This is a genomic window from Rhodophyticola sp. CCM32, assembly GCF_004751985.1.
Classification (GTDB): Bacteria; Pseudomonadota; Alphaproteobacteria; order Rhodobacterales; family Rhodobacteraceae; genus Rhodophyticola.
Genome location: NZ_CP038492.1, coordinates 3,097,328 through 3,110,098, shown reverse-complemented (window position 1 = coordinate 3,110,098; position 12,771 = coordinate 3,097,328). Strand labels below are relative to the sequence as shown.

The following is a 12,771-nucleotide window of genomic DNA, read 5'->3' as shown; positions in this document are numbered from 1 at the left end:
GAAAGACACAGGTCACCCTTCGCGCAGCAGCCGGGCCTTTTGCCTTTGCCAGTCCCGCTTTGCCTCGCTCGCGCGTTTGTCGTGGTTTTTCTTGCCCTTGGCGATGCCGATCTTCATCTTCACCAGCCCGCGATGGTTGAAATACATCACCAGCGGAACCAGGGTCATACCCTCCCTCTGGGTCGCGTTCCAAAGCTTGGACACTTCTTTGCGACTGGCCAGAAGCTTGCGCCGGCGCCGTTCTTCATGACCGAAGGTCTTGGCCTGCAGATAGGGCGCGATATAGCTGTTCACCAGCCACAGTTCCCCTTCCTCCACGGCGGCGTAGCTTTCCGCGATGTTCGAGCCTCCCGCACGCAGGGATTTGACCTCGGAGCCTTCCAGAATGATCCCGACCTCCAGATCATCCTCAATCGCATAATCATACCGCGCCCGCCGGTTTTCGGCGATCACCTTATAGTTGGGGTCTGATTTTGTCTGGGCCATGGGGGCGGGATATAGGGGCTTATGCGTCGGGGTGCCAGCCCGGCGGCATATCGACCGAGGCGATCCAGGGCTTGATATCCAGAACCGGGGTGCCGTCAAAGGCGTCAATCGCGTCGATCCCAAGGGCTGTGCCCGCGATTTCGATGATCCGTACCGTGGCCAGTGCAACCGGATTGGGCCGAACAGATGGTGGCCTGAGGGCTCACGTGTTGAACGGGGACTGTTGCATTAATCGGTTGAGGCTGGTCTTGCGTTTTTTGTTTGCAGCGGATTATGCGGCTTCGAACATCTGAGAGATGAACAGGGTCTCTCCCTGAACAGCAGCTTGTTTATGATGAATGTGGCCGCGCTTGATGGTGCGTAAAGTCTCTATCCCGCTCAGGGTTGCTTTCGCCGTTCGCAAGGAACGAAAGTTCTGTCGGTATCCCAATAGTCGCATCATTGCGGCGTGATCGCTTTCGATCAAATTGCTTCGCCACTTTTGGTCAATATGTCGAATGCTGTCAAATGCGGATCATAACGATGGTTGATTTCGCGAATAACGCGCCGATATGCCTGCGCCTTGTCGGTCACGATTGTGACGGGCCGGGGGAGACGGACACGCTCAATCGCTTTGTTCAGAAAGGCCTTGGCGGCTTTTGCATCCCGCCGCGCGGTCTAACCGGAAGTCGACCATCTGGCCGTTTGCGTCAACAGCACGCCAGAGGTAGCGCCACTTTCCGCCGACACGGAGGTAAGTCTCATCCACGTGCCAATCTACGCTGGCGCGGCGGAGGTGCTTCTCGGGGCGCTTGGTCAGGTGTTCAGTCCCACAGAGAGGTGGAATGACCCGTTTCTTCGCCACCTCTGCCTTCGGATGACTGCAAACCGTGATCGCCGGAATTCTCCAGAATTCCGTGTGGAAAACTCGAGTTTTCCACCCTCTGCGGCGCATTCGCATCTCGGACCAGCCCGCGACCTATCTGCTACGGGTCACATATTGGGGTAGTTCGGCCCATCCCCGCCTTGCGGCACGGTCCAGTTGATATTCTGGCTGGGGTCTTTGATATCGCAGGTCTTGCAATGCACGCAGTTCTGGAAGTTGATCACAAAACGCGGGTCTTTGCCCCCTTCCTCGACCACCTCATAGACACCTGCCGGGCAATATCGCTGCGCAGGTTCGGCATAGTCCGGCAGGTTGACCGAAATCGGAATGGACGGGTCGGCCAGATGCAGATGCGGGGGCTGGCTTTCCTCGTGATTGGTCATCGAGAAGCTGACATTGGTCAGCCGGTCGAAAGACAGAACACCGTCAGGTTTGGGATAGGCGATGGGCTGGTAATCGGCGGCTTTGCCGGTGTGTTCCGCATCGGTCTTGTGATGGCGCAGGGTGCCAAGCAACGTGACCCCGGTGATATTGGCCACCCACATATCCATGCCGCCCAGAAACAGCCCGCCGGTCAGCCCAAAACGCGACCAGAGCGGTTTGACATTGCGCACGCGTTTGAGGTCTTTGGCGATCGGGCCGCTGCGCAATTCACTCTCATAGGCCTCCAGCGTATCTCCCGCCCGGCCTTCGGCAATGGCGGCATGGGCTGCTTCGGCCACCGCAATCCCCGACAGCATCGCATTATGATTGCCCTTGATCCGCGGCACATTCACCAGTCCGACACTGCACCCCAACAGCGCCCCGCCGGGAAACGCGGCTTTCGGCATCGACTGCCAGCCGCCTTCGCTGATCGCACGGGCCCCGTAGGCGATGCGTTTGCCGCCTTCCAGAAGTTCAGCCACCATCGGGTGATGTTTAAACCGCTGAAACTCCATATAGGGGGAGAGATAGGGGTTTTCATAGTTCAGATGGACAACGAAACCCACATAAACCTGATTGTTCTCAAGATGATAGATAAATGACCCGCCACCGGCATTTGACCCAAGCGGCCAGCCCATCGTGTGGGTTACGCTGCCCTCGCGGTGCTTGTCAGGGTCGATCTCCCAGATCTCTTTCATGCCCAGACCGAATTTCTGCGGGCTGCGCCCCTCGCTCAGATCATATTTGGCGATAACTTCCTTGCTGAGGGAGCCGCGCACGCCTTCGCCCAACAGCACGTATTTCCCGTGCAGTTCCATCCCCGGCTCATAGGCGTCAGACGGGGTGCCATCGGCGTTCTTGCCGAACTCGCCTGCGACAACGCCTTTGACACCACCGGCACCGTCATACACCAGTTCTGAACAGGCCATGCCGGGGAAGATTTCCACCCCCAACCCTTCGGCCTGTTCCGCCATCCACCGACAGACATTGCCCATCGAGACGATGTAATTGCCATGGTTGTTCATCAGCCGCGGCATGATGAAATTGGGGATGCGCATCGCACCGCCCTGGCCCAGCATATAAAACTGGTCCTTGCGCACGGGCACATTGATCGGGGCATCCTTGTCGCGCCAGTCGGGGATCAGCCTGTCCAGACCAGCCGGGTCCAGCACCGCGCCTGACAGGATATGCGCGCCGACCTCGGAGCCCTTTTCCAGCACGACCACGTTCAAATCCGCATCAAGCTGCTTGAGCCGGATTGCGGCGGACAACCCGGCAGGGCCGGCCCCCACGATCACCACGTCATATTCCATCGATTCGCGTTCGAACTCGGCCATATGCATCCTCTCTCGCTCACCCCGGTTTACATGACGGGGCTGCTACCATCTGCGCCGGAAAAGGCGTAGCGCGTCCGTGGGTTGCGGGTCAATCGTAACGCCGCATCATCAGACCCTTTTGATGTTGTCTGCGGATTGCCTGGTCATTTTCCAAACCGGGTTGTGTTTCCGAAACTGTCATTCAGGGTTTATTTGCAACCTGAGAAGTGACTGTTTCGACCTTATCGAGCCAATCGGCCGCAACCGTGCTGCGCCATCCTACGGCTTTCCTGATGCGGTCGTACTCTACCTGGATGTCGCGGCGGAAAATTGGCTCATGATGCGCAATGCGGTTCCGCAAATCGCGTATCGCTCTCAGGGTAGTATACGCTTCACTCCGTAGTTCTTGGACGGTCTGCCCTGCTTCCATGTTAGGCAGAACCGTTCGTAGATGGCGGTTCCACATTGTGCTGTCATGCCGGCTTGTGAACATGCGCTCCCAGAAAACAAATTTCAATTCAGCGATAATTTTACCTGCTGTAGGTTGGTTGCGATGTTGCAGAAGGTTTGCTCTTGGGCTGTAAGACCGTCTCGGGTTTGGCAGAGCGATCTCGAAACTTTGCTCGTATGGCCAGTTTGCGCCATATGTCAGTGCTATAGCCTCAGAGATTGCATTGCGAATACTGACTTCACACACTTGTAGAGGAGCAAAGAAGGCGCAGGAAACATCAAGGTTCCACTTATAGAGGTCTAACGCGTCAACCCGATGGCCATTTTTCTCGCCCAGATATGTCGCAAACCGTGGGGCTGAAAAAATGTCTGGCAGGACATGAATCTCATCAGGAGTGAACGGCATGGACCACTTAGTTTTACCTAACCATATGTCATTAAAGCATTTTATTTATGAAGAGGCAACGAAAACAGACATTGACTGCTATTGGCTTTAGTTGACTGTTGATATTTAGTTGATATATTTAGCGCTGAACGGCGCGTGAGGTCGCGGGTTTCGGCCACCCTCACCGTCAAACGACTAAGCAATAAAGTCCGCCCAGCGCGGACTTTATTGCTTTTAGGGAAGGTTGATGTTGTCTGCGGCAGTGAAAGACTACCGGCGGATGCCGGTAGCATCGCGTCTGGAATGTAATGCCAGATACTGAATGATGATATCGTCTGTCACGTTGCCGGATGTTGTGGAGAAATATCCACGGGCCCAGAAACGCCTGACAGGCCGTGCCGATCCTGCCCCTCAGGATCGGCGAAAGGGGTCAGGTAAATTGGGGTCATGTCGGCTTCTTCGAAGAATTGATCGCTCAGGGCCCCGACATCCCTCTGTTTGAACTGCGCGATGCCTTGGCTGATGCCACCGGCCTGCACGTCCAGCACGCCGCCATCGGTCACCCGACTGATACCATCGCGGTGCCAGTCCAAAATGCGCAGCAACCGGGCGGGAGCACCTGATTGCCCGCAAAGGCCATCCCTCATAGGGTACGACCCGGGGGTCGGATGTTTCCGCAAGCATTGGGTGGAAAATGACCAGTGACGCAAAGCGGCAGGAGGCCTTCGGGTTCACGGCAGAGGATTTGTCGGAAAACCGGGCGGGCCGCCTGTCTGCCACACAGCAGACGCGGCTGGAGGCGTATCGCAGGATACATGGCAAAGGCGCACGCGCGGCGGTGGTGGTTTTCGGGGCTCTCGCGCTGGCGTTTCTTGCCTTCTCGCTATTTGCCACCCAACCGGGAATGGATCAGGCCCGGCCGGTTCTGCTGGGTTTCTCCGGCGGGATTGTTCTGATCTTCATCGGGGTCTGGGTAAATGCCCGCCTTCACGGTCGGGCGCTGGCAAATGGCACGATTTCGGTTCTGGAAGGCCCGGTTTCAGTCTGGTCCAAAGAGATCAGGACACCGGAACACAAGCTGGGCACGGGATATTTCTACAAGATCAGGAGACGGACATTCCAATTTGAAGCGCCTGAACAGATGGCGGCGCTGGTCTCGGGTCAGGCTTATCGGCTTTATGTGATCCGCAATGGCCGGGTCCCCATTATTCTGTCGGTGGAGCCGTTGAACGGCTGATCTTTCCGGCCCGTCCCTTGCCAAACCCGGGCCTTGCCAAACCCGGGCCTATCCGCAAGATGGCCAGGCTCAAGGATCGGACCCCGTAAAATGCACCCCAACCCGGCTTATCGCGGCGAACCCCAGGCCCGGAACCTGAGTTTTGCGCGTGCGCGGGGGTTTGGCGCGCTGTCGATCAATGCGGAGCCTGCGCCGCTGATCTCTCATATCCCGTTTGTGCTGAACGCAGACGGAACCGAGGCCGGGCTGCATCTTCTCCGCTCGAACCCTATTGCCCGCGCCGTGACCGCCCCGACCCCTGCGGTCATCGCGGTCACCGGACCTGATGGCTATATCTCCCCCGACTGGTATGGCGACCCGGCCCAGGTGCCGACATGGAACTATGTCGCTGTGCATTTGCGCGGGCATCTTCACCCGATGGACCACGGGCAGTTGCGCGCGGAACTGGACAGGCTGGCCGCGCGGTTTGAGGCAGAGCTGTTGCCAAAACCGCCCTGGACCACCGACAAGATGCCGGAGGATGCGCTGAACCGGATGATGCGCACGATTTTGCCCTTCCGGTTCGAGATCACCGATATCGACGGCACCTGGAAACTGAACCAGACCAAAAGCGCCACAGTGCGAGAGGCCGCCGCCGCTGAGGTAAGCACCTCCCCCATCGGGCAGGAGACCGGGCTTTTATCCAGCCTGATGCTGGCCGTGAACGACCCGGAATAGACAGATGCCGCCTGCACCCCTACATGTAAGGGGATCAACAAACCGGAGATATCTATGGCCCTTCCCGTTGCGCCGATTGCCGGCTTCGCCTTGCGTTACGGGGCTGTGGCCCTGGCGGCCTATGCCGCAACCCGTGTGGCCGCGACCGGGCGGCGCGATCAGCGGGTCGAAGATGCGATGGATGAAACCCCCGAAGGCGTGACCCTGCGCCGGGATGATGAACAGATCAACGGCACCCTGCGCTGGTCCCGCTCCTATCGGTTGGGCCGATCCGGTCCCGGCGTGGAAATCGACGCAACCGGCTTCGCCCGCATAAAGGTCAAACGTCTGAAATGATGGAACTTATCGGCTCCCCCGCCTCGCCATTTGTCCGCAAATGCAGGGCTGTTTTATTGGAAACCGGGCAACAGGATGTGCCCTTCACGGATGTCGCCACCACACCGCTGAACACCGCACCCACAGCGGCGGCGGCCAACCCGCTTGGCAAAATCCCCGCCCTGCTCCGTGACGACGGGCCCACGCTTTATGACAGCCGGGTCATCACCCGGTTTCTTGATCATCGCGCGCAGGCCGGGCTGTACCCCGAGGCGCGGGTCTGGGACACCCTGACGCTGGAGGCGACCGCAGACGGGCTGATGGAGGCCGCCGTGATCTCGGTCTACGAAAAACGCCTGCGGCCCGAAGAGCTCTGGTATCAGCCCTGGCTGGATGCCCAGTGGGAAAAGGTCACGCGCACCCTGGATGCGATTGAGACCCGCTGGATGAGCCATCTGCACGGCCCGCTGGATATGGGCCAGATCGCCATCGCCTGCGCCCTTGGATATCTGGATTTCCGCCATGGCGACAAAGACTGGCGCCCGGGCCGGGACAATCTGGCCGCGTGGTATGCCGGTTTTGCCGAACGCCCGTCGATGCAGGGCACGATGCCCCCTGCAATGTGAGGATTTTACCTGCGACATTTCGGCCCGGCTGCGCCCGTTTGTCCGCTGGACGCCTACCCTCGCATTCCATAGAAACACGCAAAATGGTTTCGGGCGACCCCGGGGCCAGTTTGGTATTCAGGTCCACCCATTCCGGGCCCAGATAAGGGAGACGCGTTCGGTGTCACACGCAGAAGACAATCCCAGTTCGCGCCGCGACTTTCTGTTCTATGCAACAGGTGGTGTCGGCGCTGTCGCAACCGGGGCCGCCGTCTGGCCGCTGATCAATCAGATGAACCCGTCTGCCGATGTGCAGGCAGCCTCGACGCTGCGCGTGGATGTCAGCGATGTCCAGGTTGGCACGCAACTGACGGTGCTGTTTCTGGGCAAGCCGATTTTCGTCCGCCACCGCACCGAGGATGAGATCGAGACCGCCCGCGCCGTCGATCTGTCCGAACTGGTCGATCCCCTGTCGCGGAATGAAAATATTGCCGGGGGCTCTGACGCCACCGACGAAAACCGTTCCCTGCCGCCCTTCGGTGATGGCGAGAATACCGGCGAATGGCTGGTGATGTGGGGCGTCTGCACCCATCTGGGCTGTGTCCCGCTTGGCGATGGCGCCGGTGATTTCGGGGGCTGGTTCTGCCCCTGCCATGGCTCTCACTATGATACGTCGGGGCGCATCCGCAAAGGCCCCGCACCGGAAAACCTTCCGGTCCCAACCGTGTCCTTCGTGGACGAAACCACCATTCTGTTGGGTTAAGGAGGAAGACATGTCCGGCATTCCCCACGACCATTACGACCCGAAATCAGGCGCCGAGAAATGGCTGCACAAACGGCTGCCCATCGTCTCGCTGCTGTATGACACGCTGATGATCCCCACGCCCAAGAACCTCAACTGGATGTGGATCTGGGGTATTGTTCTGGTGTTCTTCCTGGTTCTGCAAATCGTCACCGGCATCGTGCTGGTGATGCATTTCACCCCGCATGTGGATATGGCCTTTGCCTCGATAGAACATATCATGCGCAACGTGAATGGCGGCTGGGCAATCCGCTATCTGCATATGAACGGTGCCTCGTTCTTCTTCATCGCGGTCTATATGCATATTTTCCGGGGTCTCTATTACGGGTCCTACAAGGCCCCGCGAGAGATCACATGGATCATCGGCATGCTGATCTATCTGATGATGATGGGCACCGCCTTCATGGGCTATGTGCTGCCCTGGGGTCAGATGTCGTTCTGGGGTGCAACCGTGATCACCGGGTTGTTCGGGGCGATCCCGTTCATCGGTGACAGCATCCAGACCTGGCTGCTTGGCGGCCCGGCGGTGGATAATGCCACGCTGAACCGTTTCCTGTCGCTGCATTATCTGCTGCCCTTCGTGATCCTGGGTCTGGTGATCGTCCATGTCTGGGCGTTCCACACCACCGGCAACAACAACCCGACCGGTGTCGAAGTGCGCCGCACATCGCGCAAGGAGGCCGATGCGGACACCCTGCCCTTCTGGCCCTATTTCGTGATCAAGGACCTGTTTGCCCTGATGGTGATCCTGGTGGCCTTCTTTGCCATCGTCGGCTACCTGCCCAATTTCATGGGCCACCCCGACAATTATATCGAGGCCAACCCGCTGGCGACCCCGGCCCATATCGTGCCGGAATGGTATTTCCTGCCGTTCTACGCGATCCTGCGTGCCTTTGACGGAGATGTCTGGGTTGTGATCCTGTCCAGCTTCCTGACCGGTGGCATCGTTGACGCCAAGTTCTTCGGCGTGATTGCGATGTTCGGGGCGATTGTGGTCATGGCGCTTGTGCCCTGGCTTGACACTTCCTCGGTCCGGTCCGGCCGCTACCGCCCGATGTTCAAATGGTGGTTCTGGCTGTTCATCTTCAACTTCTTCATGCTGATGTGGGTCGGCGCCCGCCCTGCGGAAGGGATTTACCCCTATATCGCGCTGATCGGGTCAGCCTATTGGTTCGCATATTTCCTGATCATCCTGCCGATCCTCGGGGTGATCGAGAAACCGCTGCCCCAGCCCGACACCATCGAGGAAGATTTCAACGCCCATTACGGCCCCGAGGCAGATGGCGGCGCATCCGCCCCGGCTTCGAACCCGGCTGAGTGAAGAAAGGACGACACTGACATGTTCAGGAACCTTGCCCTTGGCACGCTGACGGCGCTGGCCCTTGCCTCCGGGGGGGCCATGGCCGCCGGGACCGAGCCCCATGTGACCAATTACAGCTTTTCCTTCGAGGGGCCTTTCGGCGCGTTCGATCAGAACCAGCTGCAACGCGGCCTTCAGGTCTATACCGAGGTCTGCGCTGCCTGCCATGGTCTGCGCTATGTGCCGATCCGCACGCTGAGTGATGAGGGCGGCCCGGCGCTTCCCGAAGATCAGGTCAGGGCCTATATCGAACAGAACAATATCGAGGTCTATGATACTGACCTGCAGGATTGGCGCGCGGCCACGCCGAACGACAATTTTCCGATGTCAGCCCTGGATACCGCCCCCGATCTCAGCCTGATGACCAAGGCAAGGGCCGGGTTTTTCGGCCCCTATGGTCTGGCGCTGAACCCGCTGGTCAATGGTATCGGCGGGCCGGAATATGTGGCCTCGATCCTGACCGGTTATGAAGACCCGCCCGCCTGCGCCCCCGATGATTTTACCGGCCACTACAATCGCGTGTTTGAAAGCGGCGGCTACCCGGATGAGTGTCTGGATCATCACGGTCACCGCACTGTCGAAGGGTCGTGGATCGCCATGGCGCCGCCACTTTGGCCGGAAGGGGAGCAGATGGTCTATCATGATGATGCCCCCACCGATATGCAAAGCGTGGCCCTGGATGTATCGGCCTTTCTGACATGGACGGCTGAACCGCATATGATGGCCCGGAAGAAAATGGGCTTTACCGCTGTGATCGTCCTGAGCCTCCTGTCGGTCCTGCTCTATCTGACCAACAAACGCATCTGGTGGCCGGTCAAACACCGCGAAGACGCGGATACCCCGGCAGAATAAACCCGGTTCAGACAGAGACTTCTGTAAAATGCGCCCCATATCGGGCGCGTTTTGCGTCAGGTCGGGGAGAGCCAAAGATTCGGCCTGAAATTCCCCACCAACCCGCATCACCCACCGCCCGGCGGCACCGCCGGGCAGCGCCCACCCCTCGGTACGGGCTCTGCCCTCTGCGTGATGCATATGCGGTGCAGAATAAGCGATTTCTCTATATGTCAGGAACCGCGCCGGATCAGCTGACCCAGCCTTTCAGATTATCCTCGATCACGGCGGTCAGTGCCGTGATATGGGCCTCATCATCATTCAGGCAGGGGATATAGGTAAACTGGCTGCCGCCCGCCTCTTCGAAACTGTCCCTGATCTCTTCATTGATCTCTTCCAGCGTTTCGATGCAATCGGCGGAAAAGGCCGGCGCGCAGACCGCGATTTTGGTCTTTCCGCTTTCGGCCAGACGCGCGACCTCTTCCACCGTATAGGGGGTCAGCCATTCCTCGGGCCCGAAACGGGACTGGAAACTGGTGACAATCTCTGTGTCGCTCCATCCCAACCGTTCCTTCAGCAGGCGCGTCGTTTTCTGGCACTGGCAATGATAGGGATCCCCCTCCATCAGATAGCGTTTCGGCAACCCGTGATAGGAACAGACCAGAATATCGGGGCGTTCCTCCAGCGCGCCATAGGCCCGTTCGACCGATTGGGCCAGAGCCTCGATATAAAGCGGATTTTCATAATAAGGCTCCACCGTGCGTATGACAGGTTGCCATTTGATGCCGGTGATTACGCGGAAAAACGCCTCGCAGGCCGTGGCCGAGGTCGCGCCCGCATATTGCGGATAAAGCGGGAAGAACAGGATCCGGGTGCAGCCCCGGGCGATCAGATCATCCACCCTGGATTTGGTTGATGGATTGCCATAGCGCATGCAGTAATCGACCACCACTATGTCGCCATAACGCTCGGCCATTGCCGAGGTTATCTTTGCGGTCTGGTCTTTGGTGATCGTCATCAGCGGGCTTTCACCGGCCTCGTGATTCCAGATGGATTTATAGGCCGCCCCTGACGAAAACGGCCGTTTCGACAGGATCACCAGTTGCAGCAGCGGCTGCCAGAGCCAGGCGGAATAGTCGATCACCCGCTTGTCTGACAGAAATTCGCCCAGATAGCGGCGCATGGCCCAATAGCTGTAATCGTCTGGCGTGCCCAGATTGGCCAGAAGAATACCGGTCTTGCCGAAGGTCACAGCGGGGTGGTCGGCAGGCGTATGGCGTAACGCGGCGGAGGGCGTTGGCTGCAACATGGGTCTCTTTCTGAACGGGGCTTAATCTGGGGGCCGGTCTAGTGCGGGGCTGGCGGTTTCGTCAAACTCGGTTGTGTTCAATGCGTCAGCCAGCCGCGCTTTGGCGCTGCCCGGACGCATCGGTTTTTGCTGGCTGGCATGGGGTGTCCAGCCGGTCAGAAAGGCCAGCTCGAACGTCGCGCGAATACGGTTGTCTTCTGCCGGAAAACTGTCTGCATAGATCCGGGCGGCGCGGGCAAACAACCGGCGCGGCGATGGCATGCGATGGCGGCTGAGCAGGGCATTTGTCTCCCCCATGGCGCGCAGATCCTGCATCAGGCTGGCCAGCGAGGCATAGGTGACATCGCGCCGGGCACTGTCGGCCACGGGCAGGGCAAAGCCCGCGCGCTGCAACAGCCCGCCCAGATCCCGCAATTCGCCCATCGGGGCCACACGCGGTGACAGGCCGCCCAGTGTCTCGATCTCGGCCTGGCCCAGGACGGCGCGCAGTTCGCGCAACGTGTCGCCCGCGAAACACACCGCCAGAAACAGGCCGTCAGGCCGCAGGGCGCGGCGGCACTGCACCATCTGCCCCACCGGGTCATTGGCCCAGTGCAGACCCATCGCATGGATCACCAGATCATGGGCGCCAGGCGGCAGCGTCAGGGTATCCGCATCTGTCACCACCACGGCACCGGGCAGAAACCCGGCCCAGACCTCGGGGAAAGGCGTCACGATCGCGGGTGCCGTAAACGATCTGTTAACGTCGATGAGTCTTTCCTGAAGCTCGGCCATGGCCTCGTCATGGAGAAACCCGGCCCGGTCCAGCCGCGCGCGGGCACGGTGCCGGGCAAGGGCCGGGCGGTCCACAAGGGTGGCAGGCTGACGATCTGACATCACGGGTTCCGTTCGCTCATTCACTGGAACTTAGGGGGGCAGAATGAGATTGCAAACCGCCATACATGCGGTGTTTCCGCCCGAATGCCTGTGCTGCGGGGCGCGGGTTCAGACCGATTATGCGATCTGCGCCGCATGCTGGGGCGACACCCCCCATATCGACGGCGCGGCCTGTGACAAATGCGGCATCCCCCTGCCCGGGATCGAGGAGGACAACCCGATCCGGTGTGACACCTGTCTCAGCCTTGCGCGACCCTGGGATCGCGGTCGCGCGGTCTTTGCCTATGGCGGTACGGCACGGCGGCTGGTGCTGGGCCTGAAACATGGCGACAGGGCCGAAATCGCCCGGGCGGCAGGCCCCTGGCTGACGGCGAGGGCGGCGCCCATGCTGACACCGCAGACGCTTGCGGTGCCGATCCCGCTGCATCGCTGGCGATTGCTCAAACGTCGCTTCAACCAATCCGCCTTGCTGGCCCATGCATTGGGTCATGCCGCAGGGGTCAAGGTTGCACCGCAAGCCCTGATCCGCCCCCGCGCCACCAGAAGCCAGGATGGTCTGACCCGTCAGGCCCGGTTTGAAAACCTGCATGGGGCCATCGCGCCCCATCCGCGCCACGGGGCCACGCTCAAGGGGCGGGATGTCTTGCTGATCGACGATGTGATGACCTCTGGCGCCACATTTGCCGCCGCAACCGGGGCCTGCCTGAAGGCCGGGGCAAAAAACGTCTGCGTGATCGCCCTAGCGCGCGTGGCCAAGGATGATTAGATCACTCTCCACGATCAGATAACATGGA

Annotated in this window: 15 protein-coding genes and 2 pseudogenes; 8 read left to right on the top strand and 9 right to left on the bottom strand. The window is 59.7% G+C overall.

Annotation, left to right across the window (positions count from 1 at the left end):
• Window positions 1-12: 12 nt before the first annotated feature.
• The 7 genes and pseudogenes from smpB to E2K80_RS15115 all read right to left on the bottom strand — a co-directional run bounded on the left by smpB (window position 13) and on the right by E2K80_RS15115 (window position 4,572).
• A complete protein-coding gene (gene smpB / locus E2K80_RS15145) occupies window positions 13-486 on the bottom strand; it encodes an SsrA-binding protein SmpB (protein WP_135375750.1) in 474 nt (157 codons plus the stop codon).
• A gap of 19 nt (window positions 487-505) precedes the next feature.
• Window positions 506-625, bottom strand: a complete 120-nt coding sequence (locus tag E2K80_RS20115; RefSeq protein ID WP_443216560.1) for a TrmO family methyltransferase domain-containing protein — start codon at window positions 623-625, stop codon at window positions 506-508.
• Between the two features lie 132 nt (window positions 626-757).
• Window positions 758-1,285, bottom strand: a pseudogene (locus E2K80_RS20110) (IS6 family transposase); the annotation flags it as partial.
• A 173-nt stretch (window positions 1,286-1,458) separates the two neighbouring features.
• On the bottom strand, window positions 1,459-3,111 hold the full coding sequence (locus E2K80_RS15130) for an electron transfer flavoprotein-ubiquinone oxidoreductase (protein WP_135375749.1): 1,653 nt from the start codon (window positions 3,109-3,111) through the stop codon (window positions 1,459-1,461).
• Between the two features lie 181 nt (window positions 3,112-3,292).
• Complete coding sequence (locus tag E2K80_RS15125) at window positions 3,293-3,946, bottom strand: Abi family protein (protein WP_135375748.1); 654 nt, start codon at window positions 3,944-3,946, stop codon at window positions 3,293-3,295.
• 249 nt (window positions 3,947-4,195) lie between these two features.
• A pseudogene (locus E2K80_RS19665) lies at window positions 4,196-4,312 on the bottom strand (IS200/IS605 family transposase); the annotation flags it as partial.
• On the bottom strand, window positions 4,264-4,572 hold the full coding sequence (locus tag E2K80_RS15115; RefSeq protein ID WP_135375747.1) for a hypothetical protein: 309 nt from the start codon (window positions 4,570-4,572) through the stop codon (window positions 4,264-4,266). The pseudogene E2K80_RS19665 and the gene E2K80_RS15115, both read right to left, overlap by 49 nt.
• A gap of 47 nt (window positions 4,573-4,619) precedes the next feature.
• On the opposite strand from E2K80_RS15115, the gene E2K80_RS15110 reads away from it, so the two are divergent.
• From E2K80_RS15110 to E2K80_RS15080, 7 genes are all read left to right on the top strand, one after another.
• Window positions 4,620-5,162, top strand: a complete 543-nt coding sequence (locus tag E2K80_RS15110; protein ID WP_135375746.1) for a hypothetical protein — start codon at window positions 4,620-4,622, stop codon at window positions 5,160-5,162.
• 90 nt (window positions 5,163-5,252) lie between these two features.
• A complete protein-coding gene (locus E2K80_RS15105) occupies window positions 5,253-5,879 on the top strand; it encodes an FMN-binding negative transcriptional regulator (RefSeq protein ID WP_135375745.1) in 627 nt (208 codons plus the stop codon).
• 54 nt (window positions 5,880-5,933) lie between these two features.
• Window positions 5,934-6,215 (top strand): hypothetical protein, encoded by a 282-nt coding sequence (locus E2K80_RS15100; RefSeq protein WP_135375744.1) that lies wholly within the window; start codon window positions 5,934-5,936, stop codon window positions 6,213-6,215.
• Window positions 6,215-6,820, top strand: coding sequence for a glutathione S-transferase family protein (locus E2K80_RS15095; protein WP_135376647.1), 606 nt, complete (start codon window positions 6,215-6,217; stop codon window positions 6,818-6,820). The genes E2K80_RS15100 and E2K80_RS15095 overlap by 1 nt, the downstream gene beginning before the upstream one ends.
• 160 nt (window positions 6,821-6,980) lie before the next feature.
• The gene (gene petA, locus E2K80_RS15090; RefSeq protein WP_135375743.1) at window positions 6,981-7,562 is read left to right on the top strand and encodes a ubiquinol-cytochrome c reductase iron-sulfur subunit; all 582 of its coding nucleotides are present in this window, start codon (window positions 6,981-6,983) and stop codon (window positions 7,560-7,562) included.
• A 10-nt stretch (window positions 7,563-7,572) separates the two neighbouring features.
• Window positions 7,573-8,922 (top strand): cytochrome b, encoded by a 1,350-nt coding sequence (locus E2K80_RS15085; protein WP_135375742.1) that lies wholly within the window; start codon window positions 7,573-7,575, stop codon window positions 8,920-8,922.
• Window positions 8,923-8,940: 18 nt separating this feature from the next.
• The gene (locus E2K80_RS15080) at window positions 8,941-9,813 is read left to right on the top strand and encodes a cytochrome c1 (RefSeq protein WP_135375741.1); all 873 of its coding nucleotides are present in this window, start codon (window positions 8,941-8,943) and stop codon (window positions 9,811-9,813) included.
• A 229-nt stretch (window positions 9,814-10,042) separates the two neighbouring features.
• Here the strand turns inward: E2K80_RS15080 and hemH are convergent, their stop codons facing one another.
• Both hemH and E2K80_RS15070 read right to left on the bottom strand, forming a co-directional pair.
• Window positions 10,043-11,101, bottom strand: a complete 1,059-nt coding sequence (gene hemH / locus E2K80_RS15075) for a ferrochelatase (RefSeq protein WP_135375740.1) — start codon at window positions 11,099-11,101, stop codon at window positions 10,043-10,045.
• 21 nt (window positions 11,102-11,122) lie between these two features.
• Window positions 11,123-11,977 carry a methyltransferase domain-containing protein gene (locus E2K80_RS15070; RefSeq protein WP_135375739.1) on the bottom strand — a complete coding sequence of 285 codons (855 nt, stop codon included), beginning with the start codon at window positions 11,975-11,977 and terminating at the stop codon, window positions 11,123-11,125.
• 43 nt (window positions 11,978-12,020) lie between these two features.
• Between E2K80_RS15070 and E2K80_RS15065 the strand changes: the two genes are divergently transcribed.
• Window positions 12,021-12,743 (top strand): ComF family protein, encoded by a 723-nt coding sequence (locus E2K80_RS15065; RefSeq protein ID WP_135375738.1) that lies wholly within the window; start codon window positions 12,021-12,023, stop codon window positions 12,741-12,743.
• Window positions 12,744-12,771 lie beyond the last annotated feature (28 nt).